The organism is Flavobacterium ginsengisoli (assembly GCF_029625315.1).
In the GTDB taxonomy this organism is placed as follows: Bacteria; Bacteroidota; Bacteroidia; order Flavobacteriales; family Flavobacteriaceae; genus Flavobacterium; species Flavobacterium ginsengisoli.
The window spans coordinates 3,674,280-3,691,665 of sequence record NZ_CP121110.1 but is presented as its reverse complement, the minus strand read 5'-3'; the positions used below and the strand labels follow the sequence as shown (position 1 = coordinate 3,691,665).

The 17,386-nt window shown below is 33.6% G+C and carries 14 protein-coding genes and 3 pseudogenes; 13 read left to right on the top strand and 4 right to left on the bottom strand.

The window, feature by feature from the left end; translation table 11 throughout:
• Window positions 1–4 precede the first annotated feature (4 nt).
• Window positions 5–881: pseudogene (locus tag P5P87_RS17190) on the bottom strand (helix-turn-helix domain-containing protein).
• 227 nt (window positions 882–1,108) lie between these two features.
• On the opposite strand from P5P87_RS17190, the gene hemA reads away from it, so the two are divergent.
• From hemA to P5P87_RS17140, 10 genes and pseudogenes are all read left to right on the top strand, one after another.
• Entirely contained in the window at window positions 1,109–2,359 is a 1,251-nt protein-coding gene (gene hemA / locus P5P87_RS17185; RefSeq protein WP_278020062.1) for a glutamyl-tRNA reductase, read from the top strand.
• A gap of 103 nt (window positions 2,360–2,462) precedes the next feature.
• Window positions 2,463–3,386: a hydroxymethylbilane synthase gene (gene hemC, locus P5P87_RS17180; RefSeq protein ID WP_278020061.1), complete on the top strand. Its 924-nt coding sequence runs from the start codon at window positions 2,463–2,465 to the stop codon at window positions 3,384–3,386.
• Entirely contained in the window at window positions 3,386–4,051 is a 666-nt protein-coding gene (locus P5P87_RS17175) for a uroporphyrinogen-III synthase (protein WP_278020060.1), read from the top strand. The genes hemC and P5P87_RS17175 overlap by 1 nt, the downstream gene beginning before the upstream one ends.
• 106 nt (window positions 4,052–4,157) lie before the next feature.
• A pseudogene (gene hemE / locus P5P87_RS17170) lies at window positions 4,158–5,184 on the top strand (uroporphyrinogen decarboxylase).
• A gap of 82 nt (window positions 5,185–5,266) precedes the next feature.
• A complete protein-coding gene (locus tag P5P87_RS17165; RefSeq protein ID WP_278020059.1) occupies window positions 5,267–5,761 on the top strand; it encodes a hypothetical protein in 495 nt (164 codons plus the stop codon).
• Window positions 5,762–5,942: 181 nt separating this feature from the next.
• Window positions 5,943–6,869, top strand: coding sequence for a GNAT family N-acetyltransferase (locus P5P87_RS17160; RefSeq protein WP_278020058.1), 927 nt, complete (start codon window positions 5,943–5,945; stop codon window positions 6,867–6,869).
• Window positions 6,866–7,771: an oxygen-dependent coproporphyrinogen oxidase gene (hemF, locus tag P5P87_RS17155; RefSeq protein ID WP_278020057.1), complete on the top strand. Its 906-nt coding sequence runs from the start codon at window positions 6,866–6,868 to the stop codon at window positions 7,769–7,771. Before P5P87_RS17160 ends, hemF begins: the two co-directional genes overlap by 4 nt.
• A gap of 306 nt (window positions 7,772–8,077) precedes the next feature.
• On the top strand, window positions 8,078–8,536 hold the full coding sequence (tnpA, locus tag P5P87_RS17150) for an IS200/IS605 family transposase (protein WP_278020056.1): 459 nt from the start codon (window positions 8,078–8,080) through the stop codon (window positions 8,534–8,536).
• Window positions 8,537–8,626: 90 nt separating this feature from the next.
• Window positions 8,627–9,565, top strand: coding sequence for a DUF4421 family protein (locus P5P87_RS17145; protein ID WP_278022806.1), 939 nt, complete (start codon window positions 8,627–8,629; stop codon window positions 9,563–9,565).
• Window positions 9,566–9,647: 82 nt separating this feature from the next.
• Window positions 9,648–10,545 (top strand): annotated as a pseudogene (locus P5P87_RS17140) (fructose bisphosphate aldolase).
• A 53-nt stretch (window positions 10,546–10,598) separates the two neighbouring features.
• Here P5P87_RS17140 and P5P87_RS17135 read toward each other — a convergent pair.
• Together P5P87_RS17135 and P5P87_RS17130 are read right to left on the bottom strand one after the other, a co-directional pair.
• Entirely contained in the window at window positions 10,599–12,476 is a 1,878-nt protein-coding gene (locus P5P87_RS17135; RefSeq protein WP_278020055.1) for a hypothetical protein, read from the bottom strand.
• A gap of 4 nt (window positions 12,477–12,480) precedes the next feature.
• A complete protein-coding gene (locus tag P5P87_RS17130) occupies window positions 12,481–13,113 on the bottom strand; it encodes a hypothetical protein (RefSeq protein WP_198855117.1) in 633 nt (210 codons plus the stop codon).
• Window positions 13,114–13,377: 264 nt separating this feature from the next.
• Between P5P87_RS17130 and hemB the strand changes: the two genes are divergently transcribed.
• The 3 genes from hemB to P5P87_RS17115 are packed head-to-tail and all read left to right on the top strand — an operon-like array spanning window position 13,378 to window position 15,127.
• The gene (gene hemB / locus P5P87_RS17125) at window positions 13,378–14,373 is read left to right on the top strand and encodes a porphobilinogen synthase (protein WP_278020054.1); all 996 of its coding nucleotides are present in this window, start codon (window positions 13,378–13,380) and stop codon (window positions 14,371–14,373) included.
• A gap of 1 nt (window position 14,374) precedes the next feature.
• On the top strand, window positions 14,375–14,695 hold the full coding sequence (locus P5P87_RS17120) for a cupin domain-containing protein (RefSeq protein ID WP_278020053.1): 321 nt from the start codon (window positions 14,375–14,377) through the stop codon (window positions 14,693–14,695).
• A gap of 33 nt (window positions 14,696–14,728) precedes the next feature.
• On the top strand, window positions 14,729–15,127 hold the full coding sequence (locus P5P87_RS17115) for a c-type cytochrome (protein ID WP_278020052.1): 399 nt from the start codon (window positions 14,729–14,731) through the stop codon (window positions 15,125–15,127).
• Between the two features lie 68 nt (window positions 15,128–15,195).
• Here the strand turns inward: P5P87_RS17115 and P5P87_RS17110 are convergent, their stop codons facing one another.
• Window positions 15,196–17,253, bottom strand: a complete 2,058-nt coding sequence (locus P5P87_RS17110) for a M13 family metallopeptidase (protein ID WP_278020051.1) — start codon at window positions 17,251–17,253, stop codon at window positions 15,196–15,198.
• Window positions 17,254–17,386: the final 133 nt, after the last annotated feature.

Here is a 17,386-nt window from a genome sequence, read left to right as displayed (position 1 = left end):
AAAATTAAACATTCGCATTAATCGACATCAAATATTTTTTTGGAGTCGTGGCAAACTTTTTCTTGAATGCCGCGATAAAATGACTTCCTGTGCTATAACCTATTTTCAGCCCAACTTCATTTACATTATAAGAACCGCTGTCTAAAAGTTTTCTGGCGAAATCCATTTTGTAATCGAACAAGAAACCGTAAACCGTATCGCCATAAATCTGTTTGAAACCCATTTTGAGTTTTTTCAAATTTAAACCAATTTCATCTGCTAGTTCTTGCAGTCCTGGTGGTTCGGCCATATTAGCGATAATAATTTCTTTAGCTTTTCTGATTTTCAAAACGTTATCTTCATCAATCAAAAATGGACATTGTTCTGCATTTGGATCTTCGGTTCTGTTGAAATACAAACTCAATAATTCGTATCCTTTTCCTTTATAATAAAGGTTTTTTATGGACGGATGAAGGTTATAATGAAACAGCTGACTTAAAACAATCGCCATAGAAGGACTAATATTTCCTTCGTTATAATACTTTTTATCCTTATTATCAGGACTTAGAAAAGTAATATAATCGGCTTCGGCAGAAAATAAGGCGTGAAATTTCTTGATTGATACAATTACCGAAATTGCCCACGAGTTTGGAGCCAGCTCTAAATTTAGCGGCAATTCTTTCTGTGGATTGTATAAAAGCAACGATTTTTTCTTCTTTCAATTCTAAAGCATAATTGCCTTGATTGAATAAAAATTTTGCATTTCCTTTTATCCCGAAGTGAAACTGTATCAGGCCAGTACCTATTATTTCGTGCTGTGCATAAAAAGGTTCTGAACCATCGTTTTGAAAACGGATCAGCGTAAAGTCGTCTTCAATTTTTATAACTTCTTGAGAACTCATAGCGATATTTTTTTGAAACGAAAATCAAAACAAACTCAAAATGTTATTTAGAACGACTCTAAACTAATCACTTCAAAGGAGTTGATTTTGCTACAAAAGTAGTCCTTTTTACTCAAAAACACCTATTTAGGTTCAAAAAAACATACAGCGACATAAAAAGTACTTTTAGCGTTATTTTTATCGATGGTATAGTAATAATTTTGTTGCACTTTTATGAAAGTGAATTTATGGAAAACAATAACGTACCGAAACACCTTTATTTTTACTCAGTTGGTCTGAGTTATAAAAAAGCTGATGCTGAGGTTAGAGGTCAATTTAGTTTGGACGCCGTTGCGAAAACTCGCCTGCTGGAACAAGCTAAAAACGATGGAATAGAAAGTTTACTAGTTACTTCAACTTGCAACAGAACTGAAATCTACGGTTTTGCTGAACATCCATTTCAATTAATAAAACTTATCTGCGACAACAGCAACGGTTCTGTTGATGCTTTTCAAAAAGTTGGTTTCGTTTACAAAAATCAAGAAGCAATAAATCATTTATTTCGTGTAGGAACTGGTTTAGATAGTCAAATCTTAGGCGATTTCGAAATTATATCTCAAATTAAAACTAGTTTCATTCATTCAAAATCTTTAGGTTTAGCGAATGCTTTTATGGAAAGACTAGTAAATGCCGTTATTCAAGCGAGTAAAAGAATTAAAAACGAAACGGAAATTAGCTCTGGCGCTACTTCGGTTTCTTTTGCATCGGTACAATACATTCTTAAAAATGTTGAAGATATCAGCAACAAAAATATTTTACTTTTTGGAACTGGAAAAATCGGAAGAAATACATGCGAGAATTTAGTAAAGCATACTAAAAACGAGCACATCACTTTAATAAACCGTACTAAAGATAAAGCAGAGAAATTAGCAGGAAAATTAAATTTGATTGTTAAAGATTATTCTGAATTGCATTTAGAACTTCAAAAAGCCGATGTTGTAGTTGTTGCAACAGGAGCGCAAAACCCAACAGTTGACAAAGCCATTTTAAATCTTAAAAAACCTTTGTTGATTTTGGATTTATCGATTCCGAAAAACGTTCATGAAAACGTTGAGGAATTAGAAGGTGTAACTTTAATTCACATGGATTATTTGTCTCAATTGACAGATGAAACTCTAGAAAACAGAAAATTACACATTCCAGCGACTGAAGCAATCATCGAAGAAATCAAAGAAGAATTTGTTACTTGGATGAAAGGCAGAAAATTTGCTCCTACAATTAATGCTTTAAAAGAGAAACTAAACGCTATTAAAGCTTCGGAACTAGATTTTCAAAGTAAAAAAATCGCCGACTTTAATGAAGAGCAAGCTGAAATCATCAGTAACCGAATCATTCAAAAAATCACTACACATTTTGCCAATCATTTAAAAGACGACGATACCATGGTCGATGAAAGCATCGAATGGATCGAGAAAGTCTTCAAAATAAAAGCATCTTAAATAAAATTTAAACCATATAAGTTATATAAGTTCATTTAAAAACTGTGTTTTATCCAAACTGCTTAAATTACTTATATAACTTATATGGTTCAAAAAATAAAACATGGCTGAAAAAACAATCAGAATAGGAACGCGCGATAGCGAATTAGCACTTTGGCAAGCACATACTGTCGAGAAAAAGCTAAACGATTTAGGTTATAAAACTTCAATTGTGGCTGTTAAATCTCAAGGTGATATTATTCTGGACAAACCTCTTTATGAGTTAGGAATTACCGGAATTTTTACCAAAACGCTAGACATTGCCATGATCAATGGCGATATTGATATTGCAGTGCATTCTATGAAAGATGTTCCAACGGCTTTGCCAAAAGGTATCGTTCAAGGTGCAGTTTTACCAAGAGCCAATGTTTTGGATATTCTAGTACATAAAGGAAATCCTGATTTTATAAATCCAAGTACCATAGCGACCGGAAGTTTACGTCGTCAGGCACAATGGTTCAACAAATACCCAAATCATACAGTAGTTGATTTACGCGGAAACGTAAATACACGTATGCAAAAACTTCAAGACAATGATTGGGACGGAGCTGTTTTTGCCGCTGCAGGTTTAGAGCGAATCAACTTAAAACCAGAAAATTTTATCAATTTAGATTGGATGATTCCCGCGCCGGCACAAGGAGCAATGCTTGTTGTGGCAATGGAAAATGACAACTATACTTTGGATGCGCTTTCTCAATTAAATGATATTGAAACTGAAATCTGTACGCATATTGAACGTCAGTTTTTAAGAACTCTTGAAGGCGGATGTACAGCGCCAATTGGAGCTTTGGTTACATACAATGAAGATGAAGACACTTTGCATTTTCAAGGCGTTTTGCTTTCTATTGATGGAAAACAAAAATTGGAAATTGACAAAACGGTTGACATTTCAGAATGGAAAAAACTAGGTTTTAACTCTGCGCAAGAGATTTTGAATAATGGAGGAACGGAGTTAATGCAGAAAATCAAAGAATCTCTGAAGAAATAATGGCAAAATCAGTTCAAATACTATCTACTAAAATATTATCTCCTTTTCATAAGCAAGAACTAATGAAATATGGCGTTGAATTACTTGAAGCCGATTTTATTAAAACAGAAAACAAACCTTTCGAATTAAAAGACCTCAACGAAAGTCTAATTTTTACAAGTCAAAATGCTGTTCATAGTGTTTTATCAGATCCAAAATCAGAAGAACTAAAAAAGAAAAATGTGTACTGCGTTGGACTTAAAACCAAAAATCTTTTAGAAGAAAACGGTTTTAATGTTATTGCCTACACCGGTTATGCATCAGATTTGGCCGAAATTATCACTTTGATTTATGGCAATGAAAGCTATACTTTTTTCAGTGGTAATTTAAGAAGAGACACTTTACCAGACGCTTTAAAAGAAAACGGTATTAAATTCAACGAAATTCAGGTTTACGAAACTACACTGCAACCTCAGAAAATAAAAGCAAATCCCGAAGCGATTTTGTTTTTTAGTCCGTCTGGAGTTAAAAGTTATCTGAAACACAATACCATAAATAAACAAATCTGTTTCTGCATTGGAGATACCACCGCAGAAGCTTTATCAAAAATAACAAAGAATATCATCATCGCAGATCAACCAACAATTGACGACGTGATCGAAGATGTAATTCACGAATACAAATAATGTTTACGACTTCCTGCAAGGTTTTCAAAACCTTGTAGGTTTAAATATAAATCAACAAATAATACCTACAAGGTTTTGAAAACCTTGCAGGAAAAACAAATAAGAGATGTTAAAAAACGACCTATTTTTAAAAGCATTAAAAGGAGAAACAGTTCAGCGCCCACCAGTATGGATGATGCGTCAGGCAGGAAGATATTTACCAGAGTTTAGAGAACTTCGTGACAAGTATGATTTTTTTACACGTTGCGAAACTCCAGAATTAGCGACTGAAATTACAGTTCAGCCAATTCGTAGAATTGCTCCAGATGCTTGCGATTTTATTCTCAGATATTCTAGTAGTACCACGCGCAATGGGAATTCATGTTGAATTGAAAGATAATTTAGGTCCGATTATTCCAAATCCAATTCGTACAATGGAACAAGTAAATCAAGTTATTGTTCCAGATGTAAATGAAACTTTAGGTTATGTATTTGACGCTGTGAAATTGACTAAAGAAATGTTGAATGATGAAGTTCCGTTAATTGGTTTCGCTGGTTCGCCTTGGACAATTTTTTGTTATGCTGTGGAAGGAAAAGGTTCTAAAAGTTTTGATACTGCAAAAGGATTTTGCTTTTCAAACCTGGTTGCAGCGCATACTTTATTGCAAAAAATCACAGATACAACAATTCTATACTTAAAAGAAAAAGTAAAATCGGGAGTAAACGCCGTTCAGATTTTTGATTCTTGGGGAGGAATGCTTTCTCCTGTTGATTATCAGGAATTTTCTTGGAAATACATCAACCAAATTGTTGATGCTTTAGCTGAAATTACTCCGGTTATTGTTTTCGGAAAAGGATGCTGGTTTGCTCTTGGCGAAATGGGTAAAAGTAAAGCTTCTGCATTAGGAGTTGACTGGACTTGTTCGGCTAGAAATGCTCGTTACTTATCTGGTGGAAACATTACTTTACAAGGAAATTTTGATCCGTCAAGATTACTTTCTCCGATTCCGACTATCAAGAAAATGGTTCACGAAATGATCGACGAGTTCGGAAAAGACAAATATATCGTAAATTTAGGTCACGGAATTTTACCAAATATCCCTGTAGATCACGCAAAAGCGTTTATTGACGCGGTGAAAGAATACGGGAATTAGTACTTAGTTTTCAGTCGCGGTCGCAGTATTCAGTTTTATTCTGAGGCTGGAAACTGCGACTGAAAGCTTTAAACTCAAAAATATGCTAACAAACCTCAACAGAAACTCACCGTTTTCATTTATCGAATACGGATTTCAGGCGTACTACGCTTATGTGTTTTTGATGGTTTGGACGCATCCAGAATTGCACCCAGTAAGTCTTATAAATGACTTAGCGGTTTTGATGGCTTTTGAGTTTATAATGGTTCATTCAGGAGTTTTTATGGCGGTTATGCCAAAAAAATGGTCACTTTTTGTGTTTTTCCCACTCTACGGATTATTTGCCTACTCTTTTAATGAATCAGTAGTTAATACTAACATTCTATATATTTATCTACTTACGGTTTTAAATAGAATGCGATTTGCCTTTTCAAATGTAGCGCAAGAAGTCAGAATGTATCAAATGGGAAAATCTGCAAGAAAAAGCGGTTTTCTACTTTTTCCTAATCCTAGCAGTTTGCATTGGAAATTCTATAGTCCCTCCATTCGGATTAACACAGGAATTTTTAGAAAAATCACATTATTTCCAAACCGTTAAATCAAGCGGGTTATTTATAGAAAAGCCTTATGTGCCTATCTGTATGGGATTTATTTATTATGCTTTGCCTGTTTTGTATTTTGTTTATCGAATACTAAAAAACTTTGGTAAAAGAGATTCTTTTCAAAATGAAAAACTAGTTTTTAGCCGAACAACTGTCAAATCGAATAAATTCTAAATTATGCTAAATAAAGGCTTACGAGACGAAGAAAAAATAAGAATTGATAACGTTCTCAAAACGTTACGAACTCTTATTTTTGTGCCTTATCCGTTGGATGATTTACAAAAGACAGAAATTGAAAATCAACTAAAAGAATTCGCTTTAAACATTGAAACTTTAGTCGATTACTCAAATGAGGATTTAATCACATTATTAATGCGCCTTCATCTTGATTGGGATCAATTAGAACAATTTGCTGATATTTTAATTGAATTTTCTAAAACCGAAAGTTATAATTTTTCAGAAAAAGCATTAGCGGTTTATCAATATATTCAGCAAGAAAGCAAGGTTTTTTCTTTTGGAATAAATACTAAAATCGCATCTTTAAAAAAACAACCGCATATGAGTTTTATAGATTGGAAAACAGATCGAATTGAGAACGTTCTTTCTGAGGAGTTTTACAAACTAATCGACAAGAATAAAGATCATATAGGAAAAACATTTCCTGTAACACTAGCTAATTCTGACTCACCAGAAAAAGCAGAAAATTTTATCTCAGTTAATAAAAACAAGGAAAGAAATAGCGAAGGATATTATTTCTTCGCCCGAGACATCAAAACAAATAATCTAATTGGTTATTTATGTGTAAAAACTATCGATTATCGTATTTCAAAATGTGAATTAGGTTATTTTATCGATGAGGATTTTCAAGGAAAAGGAATTACTTCAAAAATGGTTTCAGAAGCACTTGAATTTTGTTTTGATGAATTAAAAATGAATAAAGTTTTCATTTGTACATCAGAAGTAAATTTAGCAAGTCAGCGAATCGCTCTAAAACATAATTTTAAACAAGAAGGAATTTTAAGGGACGAATTTAGAAATGGTGACGGCACTTTGCAAAACACCGTTTATTTTGGACTTCTTAAATCAGAATATATAAAATCATGAAAGACAAATTTTACGCATACATACAAAACTTACAAGACCAGATTTGCGCTGGATTAGAAGCCGTTGATGGAACAACAAAATTCCGTGAAGACTTATGGAAACGTCCAGAAGGTGGTGGCGGAAGAACTCGCGTTATTGAAAACGGAGCTGTTTTCGAAAAAGGTGGCGTAAACATTTCGGCCGTTCACGGAAAACTTCCTGAAACAATGCAGAAAATGTTTGGTGTTGGCGAAGCAGATTTCTTTGCCTGCGGATTAAGTTTAGTACTGCATCCAAAAAACCCTATGGTTCCTACCGTACACGCTAATTGGCGATATTTCGAAATGTATGATGAATCTGGAAAAGTAATCGAACAATGGTTTGGTGGCGGACAAGATTTAACGCCTTATTATTTGTTTGAAGAAGATGCAATTCACTTTCATCAAACTTGTAAAACAGCTTGCGATAAACACAACCCAGAGTTTTATCCTAAATATAAAAAACAATGTGATTCGTATTTCTGGAACGCACACCGAAATGAAGCCCGTGGACTTGGCGGTTTGTTCTTTGATTATTGCAAAGCAAATGAGCAAATGTCAATGGAAAACTGGTACGATTTTGTAACCGAAGTGGGAAATAGTTTCCTTGAAGCTTATGTTCCAATTGTAGAAAGAAGAAAAAACCTTTCTTATACTCCAGAGCAAAGAACCTGGCAAGAAATCCGTCGTGGCCGTTATGTTGAATTCAATCTTGTTCATGATAAAGGAACGCTATTCGGTTTAAAAACCAATGGAAGAATCGAAAGTATTTTAATGAGTTTGCCTCCGCATGTTCAATGGGTTTACGATCATCATCCAGAAGTTGGAAGCGAAGAAGAAAAATTGATCCATGTATTGGCAAATCCTCGTGAGTGGGTTTCGTAGCTTAAAAATTTGTTTAATTTGATAATTATATGTCGCCCCTCTGGGGCTTCTTTCTTTTTGTTGTCAATTCAATTACTATAAATATTTTGCTCCGCTGGAGCATTTTTATATACGACTAGTTCCTGTAAAATGTTAGAGTATTATTAAAGAAGCTTCGGAGAAGCAAAATATTTATAGAACAATTTACATCCCCTAGCATAAAGCCCCAGAGGGGCGACATATTTTCTATACCACAAAAAAAACAATACTTATCCTACAAATTAAAATTATTAATTAGCTTTACTCATTATAATTTTAATTAAAAAAATGGCAGACACTTACTCTCAATTATATATTCAAATTGTTTTTGCTGTAAAAGGAAGGCAGAACTTAATTTCCAAAAATTGGAAAAATGAAATTTATAAATACATTACAGGAATTATTACCAATCAGAAACAAAAACTGATTGCAATAAACGGAATGCCAGATCATATTCATATCTTAGTTGGAATAAAACCAAATGTTTCAATATCGGATTTGGTACGAGACATTAAATCAAGTTCATCCAAATTCATAAATGAACAAAAATGGATAAACGGAAAATTCGAATGGCAGACTGGTTTTGGTGCTTTTTCGTATGGTCATTCACAATTAACACCTGTAATAAATTATATTGAAAACCAAGAAGAGCATCATAAAACCAAAACGTTCAAAGAAGAATATATCGCATTTCTAAAAATATTTAATATTGATTTTAAAAATGAATATCTGTTTGATGATGTTTAATTTATGTCGCTCCTATGGAGCTTCAAATCTTATTCGATTATTATAATTGCTATAAATATTTTGCTTCTCCGAAGCATTTTTAAATACCACATGATCTTGAAACTGATTTACGCCACATTCTTTATCAGCATTTTTGGGTGTTTTGCCCAAAAAGATTCCCTGCAAAATCCGTATTTTAAATCATATAATGATAAAATTACTGCTAGTATTTATTATCTAGATACTTCCAATAGTTTTCAGATTGCTTCAGATAATACCGATCCGAAAACATATGTAAATCTAATTCCGAATCGAAGAGAACAAATCGGTTTTACTTTAAATTATAAAATCATTGATATCACAATTGGTTTTGCTCCCAAATTTCTAAGTCAGAATAAGGGCGATTCTCATTCGAAGAATTTTAATTTCAATACCCGTTTTTACTTAAAAAAATGGATGCAGTCGTTTACTTTTATCAATCAGAAAGGATTTTATATTAGTGATGACAACATTACAGCACAATTGCCCAATATGCGTACCACAAAAATTGGCGGGTCGACTGCTTATGTTTTTAATGATAAATTCTCTTTTAAAACATTGGTAAGCCAAAATGAATGGCAGACCAAAAGCTCTGGAAGTTTTATTCCGACTTTCTCTTTTTATTACACCAATTTAGATTTAAATACTCCCGATTCGTCACCTGGCGATATTTATGTTATAACGCTTGCGCCCTCCTATTTTTACAATTTCGTAATTAGTGATCGGGTCTTAATAGGTGCTGGACTCGCTTTGGGTGCCGGAATTAATATTATTGACGGCGACACCTCTGCTTTATATCAAGCAGATTTCAATTTGAAATTGGCTTATAACAAAGATCGTTTTTTTGGTTTTGCCAGTCTTAACACAATTGGTTTTGCGCAAGATGACAAAGTCGATCCGCGATTGAATGACAATATTTCTACTCTAAAACTGTCTGTTGGGTATCGATTTGATCCTCCTAAAAAAGTAAAAGAAGTTTACGATAAGGTGAATGAAAAAATAGGTCTTTGATAAATCTTAATCTGAAATAAACAGCCAATAGGATAAAAATGCTTAAATTACAGAGATTTATGAAAAACTAAAATTCATTATTATGGGAAATAAAAACACAGAACAATTAAATCTCATGCATTCTGGAAAAGGATTTATTGCAAGCATTAGATCAAAGCGGTGGAAGTACTCCTAAAGCACTTTTACAATATGGAGTGGCAGAAAACCAATATACAAACGATGAAGAAATGTACACTCTTGTACATGAAATGAGAACTAGAATTATTAAAAGTCCAGCATTTGACAGTCAATATATTCTCGGTGCCATTTTGTTTGAAAACACGATGGATCGTAAAATCGATGGACAGTGGACAGCAGATTATTTATGGGAGAAAAAACATATTATTCCTTTTTTGAAAGTAGATAAAGGTCTTGCAGAAACTGCAAATGGCGTACAACTAATGAAACCCATTTCTGGCTTAAACGAATTGCTTGATCGGGCTGTAGAACGTAATATCTTTGGAACTAAAATGCGTTCTGTAATAAAAGAAGCCAATCCCGAAGGAATACGAGATGTTGTTGCCCAGCAGTTTGAAGTGGGAAAACAAATTTTCAGCAAAGGTTTAATTCCAATTATAGAACCTGAAGTTGATATTTACAGTCCTGATAAAGAAAAGTCCGAACAGATTCTGAAACAAGAAATCCAAAAACAGCTTAATGCATTGGATAAAGAGGTAAAAGTAATGCTGAAACTTTCAATTCCGACCGTAAACGATTTTTACAAAGATCTTATTTCAGATCCTCATGTGGTTCGTGTTGTAGCGCTTTCTGGTGGCTATTCTCGAGAAGAAGCAAATCAAAAACTCTCCCAAAACCATGGATTGATTGCCAGTTTTTCTAGAGCATTGTCCGAAGGACTAACCGCAGGTCAGTCTGATCAAGATTTTAATGCTGAATTAAAAGAAACCATCAAAGGTATTTATCAGGCTTCAATTACTTAGAAAACATAAAAAAATCCCTGAAACAATATTGCTTCAGGGATTTTTCTTTTCAATTATTTAGAAGTCATTTCTTTGGCTAAATCTAATGTCTGTAGAATAATGTTTTTATCAGATTTAAAAGAGTTTAGTTTAAAAACAAATTTCAATTTATTGTCGATTAGCTTTTTAGGAGATTCAATAGAAATATCTGAAAACTGAGCCGAAATTTTAGTCATTCGATCCAATTCTGAATCTTTTGCTTTCTTACCAAATGTTTTCACGGTTTTCGCAAGATCTAGTTTTCCAGAAATATAGTTTTTACTCAAATCTTTCTTTGTGTCTTTTGCAAAAGATCCTTTTCCAGAACCAAAATAATCTTTTGTGTTAGCAACAATTACTACATCTTTGTCTTTTGCAATAAAAATATCACCATAATCTTGTGTACCTGCAACAATATATGAATTTCCGTTTGGGATCAATACTTTTTTGCGAACACCCAATTGCAATAATTTATCTCCAAATGTTGGATGCGTAGAAGTAAAAATCACAGAAAATAGCGGAACATCTTTTTTCACTTTTTCTTCCGTTATTGTTTCTTCATAATTTTCGTCATAACCGTATTTTTTGCTCAACACCTCAACTTCTTTCACATCGTATAAAAAAGCGCTTAAATCACCGTCAAAAAGCTTTGCTGTTGCTTCTTCGTCAACTATTGTAGAAATCAAATCTGTAATTAGTATAATATCTTCTTTGGCAAATTTTGGATTTTGAAATAATTCTGACATCAATGACGGAAAATTTTCAAGCGCTGCTTTTGTATTCGCATGATATGAAATGTAGCCTAAAGGTTTTTCCGCAGGAAAATAATTAAAGATATTTCTGTTGATTTTTCTATCGCTGATTTTGCTTACAACACTTGCAATTTCTGGAGCATATTCAATCACTTCTTCAATTCGTGAATTATCATTATCAAAATAAAAATCCAGATTGATGCCTTTTACAAAATTCCCAAAGTTCTTCTGCATCGGCAAGTATTTATCATAACCTCCAAATAGTGCTAAAGGATAATTGTATAGCGAATAAAAACTCGACATAAGTCCGCCATAATTTACCCAAGTCGAAATATCTGCCGAAGCATTTATTTTTGAAAAACTTGGCGCTGTAAAACCATTATCAAATAAACCTTTTATAATTTGGCTTTGTTGTTCTGCTAGTTTTTTATCAAATTCTGCCTGCTCTACGGTATATTCTTCATACGGATTTCCATCGTACAGATAATCTTGGTCTGTTGTTTCTACTGATCCAGCTGGTGCTTCAACGGCTATTGGTTCGTCTCGCATTACAGACGGTTCGGCTATTTTTGGCGGATTTGGTGCTTCTTGTACTCCGTATACTGGCGGAGCATCTACAATTACCGTTTCTTCATACGGCTCTGAAATTCCTATTGAATCGTTTAAAACAGGAGGTCCGTCTGGAGAAGCATAAAATTTATTAGGAAGTCTTTTTGTCAATTCAAATATGACCAAATAATTATCATTCCACACAAATGATCTCTTTAAACCGCTTGGTGTAAAAACAGCATATTTTCCAAATTCTTCAATTGTACTATTCTTTCCGTTTGCACCTTGTTTTTCAATCAGATATTGTCTTACTACTTCTTTGTTTTTTATCGGAATGGTAACTTGATAAAACGGAACGCTATCTAAGAAATTCCCATGAACCGTAATTTTTTGATCTAATTGAATGATCGAAGTATATTGACGAAGATCAAAATCAGGTTTTTTACTAGTGTATCTAGTAATAATTGAGTGGTTCAGCACTTCGTTTATGTTTACTTTCTTCGAAAGCTGATTTCCGTTAAACTGAACAAAATAATCGTATTTGTCTGGACTCGTTTGTCCAAAAGTAAAATAGGCGGTAAATAGAAAAACTAGAGTGTAAAAGTGCTTCATAAAATCAAGGCGTTAATTGGATGGTATTATTCATTAAGGTCGATTTCTTAAATACGCTGTACATACTTTGTTTTAAAAAAACCGTTTTTTTATTTTTTGAAATTTGACTGTTTGTATTATCAACAGACAAAATATCTTTATCGAAAGTATAAATAGAAATAATTCTGGCTTCTTCCAGATCTTTCTTTTTCTTTGGGTCATTTACTATTTTTTCGGGAATTGGATACGAGGCAATTCTTTCAAAAGTTTTACCGCTTCCGCTAAAGTGAATCTGATCGCGCTGATTGTTTATCGTATTTACAACTGCGTTTAACGCTTTTAAATTGGCATAATTAAGTTTGATAATGAAAACGTAATTCTGAAAATCTGTTTTTGTAACAACATTTGAAATTCCATCAATCTTCAACGCTTTTTCTTTAAAATCATTAAGTTTCGCGGTAATTTCCTGTTCGTTCGGAATTTTCACACCATCAACTTCTTCCAACCAAATAGCCGATTTGGTCTTAAACCAGGATTTCGAAAAGTCGACCATCAGCGTATATTCACCACTTTGATCGTCGTGATGTTTGATTCTTTCGGTAATCTCAAAACAGCTCGTTAAGAGCAGACAGCATAATAAAGCGAGAATTTTCTTCATTTTACAAATTTAGATGGAATATTCTGAAAAACCATGCTTTGGCTCAAACAATAAAAAATCTAAATTTTTAGATAATATTAACGGATTCTGAGGCAAGCTAAACGCCTTATTCTGTTCCTTTTTCTTTAACTTTGCGCCACCTATTAAAGTAAGGTAAACTTCAAAAAAATAAAAAAACAACTGCAGTTTTAGAATACAGATTTATGAATCTGATTTCAAATTCAGATCAAAATCTAAAATCTAAAATTTTAAATCTAAAATTATATGTTCCCATTACAAAGAGGCAGAAGATTAAGAGTAAATGAATCAATTCGTTCTTTAGTTCGTGAAACCAGTTTAAGTCCATCGGATTTTATGTTTCCAATGTTTATTGCTGAAGGAGAAAATGTAAAAGTCGAAATTCCGTCTATGCCTGGAATTTTCAGAAGATCTATAGATTTAACGGTTGAAGAAGTAAAAGAACTTTATGATTTAGGAATTCGCGCTGTAAATATTTATGTAAAAGTTAGCGAAAATCTAAAAGACAATACTGGAAAAGAAGCTTGGAATTCTAACGGATTAATGCAACAAGCTATTCGTGCCATAAAAGCTGCTTGTCCAGAAATGATCGTTATGCCAGATGTGGCTTTAGACCCGTATTCAATTTATGGTCATGACGGAATCATAAAAGATGGCGATGTAGAAAATGACAGCACAGTTGATGCTTTAGTAAAAATGGCCGTTTCGCACGCAGAAGCTGGTGCCGATTTTGTTGCGCCAAGTGATATGATGGACGGACGCGTTTTACGCCTTCGCGAAGGTTTAGATGCGGCAGGATTTCAGAATGTTGGAATTATGAGTTATTCTGCTAAATATGCTTCAGCTTTTTACGGTCCATTTAGAGATGCTTTAGATTCTGCTCCAAAAGAAGCTGATGTTGTGGTTCCAAAAGACAAAAAAACATACCAAATGGATTATGCCAACCGCATCGAAGCAATTAAAGAAGCTTTGTCTGACGTAGAAGAAGGCGCAGATATGGTTATGGTAAAACCAGGAATTGCTTATTTGGATATTGTTCGCGAAATAAAAAATACTGTACATGTTCCTGTAACTGTTTATCAGGTTTCTGGAGAATATGCTATGATTAAAGCGGCATCTGAAAGAGGCTGGCTGGATCACGACAAAATTATGATGGAACAGTTAATGTGCATCAAACGTTCGGGCGCTAATCTTATTTCGACATACTTCGCAAAAGAAGTCGCAATTTTATTAAACAAATAAGATGATCGTCGATAAACAAAATGCTTCTCATTATTTATGGGGAGACAATTGCGACAGCTGGGTTTTGGCAGATACTGAAGGTTTATCTGTCAAACAAGAAAGCATGCCAAGCGGAACCAAAGAAAAACTGCATTTTCATAATCATGCTCAGCAGTTCTTTTTCATTCTAAAAGGCACAGCAACTTTTTATCATAGAGAAAAAACTGAAATTGTAAATGCAAATCAAGGTTTGTTGATTGAAGCGAAAACACAGCATTATATTGCCAATGAAAACCAAGAACAATTGGATTTTTTAGTGATATCGCAGACCATCAACAAATAACGACCGAATTACAATTGAATAAAATCTAAAAACATGAAAAAGGTATTATTCCTATCTGCAGTTTTAGCATTTGCTTCTTGCAAAAAAGAAACTTCTGAGCCAACAAACGCAACAACAGAATCTGTTTCTGAAGGAGAATCGGCGAAAGCCAAAAGTCCAGAAGAATTAGGAAAACAGCTTTTTGAAGGAACTGGAAATTGTTTTGCTTGCCATCAACCAGATCAAAAAGTAGTTGGGCCAAGCATTAAAGAAATTGCCAAAATCTATAAAGACAAAAATGGCGATATTGTTACTTTCCTGAAAGGAAATGCAGAACCAATTGTTGACCCAAGTCAGTTTGAGGTTATGAAAACCAATTTTGCGATAACACAGGCTATGTCTGATGAAGAATTAAAAGCAATTGAAGCTTACATCTACAGTCATTTGAAATAATTGACTTTTATCTCATAAAAAAAGGCGCTTTTATCAAGCGCCTTTTTTAGTATTATAAAAATTTATGATTACCAGATTTTAACTCGTTTTTCTGGTTCAACGTACATTTTATCACCTTTCTTAATATCGAAAGCTTTGTAGAAAGCATCAACATTCTGAATTGGCACATAAGCTCTGTACATTCCTGGTGAGTGCGGATCTGTTTTTACTTGGTTTTTAATTGCTTCATCTCTTGTTTTTGTTCTCCAAACGGTAGCCCAAGAAATAAAGAATCTTTGCTCAGGAGTAAATCCGTCAATTAAACCTGGGTCTCCATGTTGCTTCAAATACAATTGCAAACCATCGTAAGTCGCATTAATTCCTCCCAAATCTCCAATGTTTTCACCCAATGTAAAATGACCATCAACGTGAATGCCTGGCAATGGCTCAAGAGCACTGTATTGATTTGCCAAATCGTTTCCTAAAGTGGTAAACTGTTTCAAATCATCTTCTGTCCACCAGTCTACTAAATTTCCTTCAGCATTGTAACGTGCTCCAGAATCATCAAATCCGTGAGAAATCTCGTGTCCGATTACCGCACCAATTCCACCATAATTAACTGCTTCATCAGCTTGATAATTATAGAAAGGTGGCTGAAGGATTGCAGCTGGGAATACAATTTCGTTATAAGATGGATTGTAATATGCGTTTACTGTCTGAGGAGACATATGCCACTCTGTTTTATCAACTGGTTTACCTAATTTTTCAATGCCTTTTTGGAAATTCCATTTTGCAATGTTTTTATTATTCTCAAAATATGTTCCGCCTTCAGCAATACTTTTGATTGTTAATGCAGAGTAATCTTTCCATTTGTCAGGATATCCAACTTTTATGGTAATTTTATTCAACTTTTCTATTGCCTTAGCTTTTGTATCTGTAGACATCCACGTCAAATTGTTTATACGGTTTTGGTAAGCCGTAATAACGTTATGAATCATATCAAGAGCTTTAGTTTTTGCTTCGGCAGGAAAAACTTTCTCTACATACAATTTACCAAGTGCTTCTCCAACATTGCGATTTACTACTGCAAGCCCTCTCTCATCTGCAGGAAGTTGTTTAATTGCTCCTCTTAATGTTTTACTATAAAAGTCAAAATTAGCATTATCAATTGCTGTTGTCAACTTAGTTGCAGAATTGTTTAACAGATCCCATTTTAAGTATTCTTTCCATTGTGCAACTTTGTTTTCTTTGAAAACAGTTTCTAAAGCTGCCATATATTTAGGCTCAGACACAATTACACTTTCTAATTTAACGATTCCTAAACCAGCAAAATATTCGTTCCATTTGATCGATGGAGTTAGCTTTTGAAGTTCAGCAATTGTCATTGGATTGTATTGCAAACGGCTGTCTCTTCTTTCAACTCTGTTTAATCTTGGTTGCGACAACTCTGTTTCAAGAGCTAAAATTTCAGCGACACTTTGTTTTGCTTTTTCTGGAGATTCTCCAATAAACTGAAGCATTCTCGCAACATGCAATTCATATTTTGCACGTTTCTCTTTCGAATCTTTATCGTCAGAAGTATAATAATCTTTATCAGAAAGCCCTAATTCGCTTGGACCTAAATTTACAGAGTTTTTAGAACTGTCTTTATCATCAGCTCCAATGTAAATTCCGAAAAATCCAGCATTTCCTTCTTTTTCCATTTCAACCAAATATTTCTGAACATCAGCAATGTTTTTAATTGCATCGATTTTTTTCAGATAAGGTTTTAAAGGCTCGATTCCTCTTTTATTTCTTCCAATAGAATCTAAATAAGTATTGTACAGATTAATTGCTTTTCCTTGATCTGTATTAGATTTGTACTTTGGATTTTTTGAAGCATCTTGCAAAACTGCCATTACATCTTTGTCAGTTTTTTTAATCAGTTCATTAAAACTTCCCCAAGTCGTACGATCACTTGGAATTTCTGTTTTTTCTAGCCAAGTACCGTTTACATATTTGAAAAAATCCTGACTTGGACTAATTTTCGTATCCATATACGAAACATTGATACCCGGTTCCTTTGGAGCATTTTGTGCCTGGGATGCAGTAATTGCAAACATTGCAGATATCACACCAAACACAGGTTTAGCAAATTGTTTTTTCATAAAAAATTATAGTTTAAGGGAAAATACAAACATATTGTTATTATTTCAAAAATTGTGTTAAAATTCTAACTGCAAAGTCAAAAAGACAGATAAATTTCACAAATAGAAAATTAGCACTGAGGTATTTGTCTAC

Bases quoted from the DNA above. Each gene is read 5' to 3' on its own strand.
- hemA (WP_278020062.1), top strand. From the start codon at position 1,109: ATGGAAAACAATAACGTACCGAAACACCTTTATTTTTACTCAGTTGGT.
- hemC (WP_278020061.1), top strand. From the start codon at position 2,463: ATGGCTGAAAAAACAATCAGAATAGGAACGCGCGATAGCGAATTAGCA.
- P5P87_RS17175 (WP_278020060.1), top strand. From the start codon at position 3,386: ATGGCAAAATCAGTTCAAATACTATCTACTAAAATATTATCTCCTTTT.
- P5P87_RS17165 (WP_278020059.1), top strand. From the start codon at position 5,267: ATGCTAACAAACCTCAACAGAAACTCACCGTTTTCATTTATCGAATAC.
- P5P87_RS17160 (WP_278020058.1), top strand. From the start codon at position 5,943: ATGCTAAATAAAGGCTTACGAGACGAAGAAAAAATAAGAATTGATAAC.
- hemF (WP_278020057.1), top strand. From the start codon at position 6,866: ATGAAAGACAAATTTTACGCATACATACAAAACTTACAAGACCAGATT.
- tnpA (WP_278020056.1), top strand. From the start codon at position 8,078: ATGGCAGACACTTACTCTCAATTATATATTCAAATTGTTTTTGCTGTA.
- P5P87_RS17145 (WP_278022806.1), top strand. From the start codon at position 8,627: ATGATCTTGAAACTGATTTACGCCACATTCTTTATCAGCATTTTTGGG.
- P5P87_RS17135 (WP_278020055.1), bottom strand. From the start codon at position 12,476: ATGAAGCACTTTTACACTCTAGTTTTTCTATTTACCGCCTATTTTACT.
- P5P87_RS17130 (WP_198855117.1), bottom strand. From the start codon at position 13,113: ATGAAGAAAATTCTCGCTTTATTATGCTGTCTGCTCTTAACGAGCTGT.
- hemB (WP_278020054.1), top strand. From the start codon at position 13,378: ATGTTCCCATTACAAAGAGGCAGAAGATTAAGAGTAAATGAATCAATT.
- P5P87_RS17120 (WP_278020053.1), top strand. From the start codon at position 14,375: ATGATCGTCGATAAACAAAATGCTTCTCATTATTTATGGGGAGACAAT.
- P5P87_RS17115 (WP_278020052.1), top strand. From the start codon at position 14,729: ATGAAAAAGGTATTATTCCTATCTGCAGTTTTAGCATTTGCTTCTTGC.
- P5P87_RS17110 (WP_278020051.1), bottom strand. From the start codon at position 17,253: ATGAAAAAACAATTTGCTAAACCTGTGTTTGGTGTGATATCTGCAATG.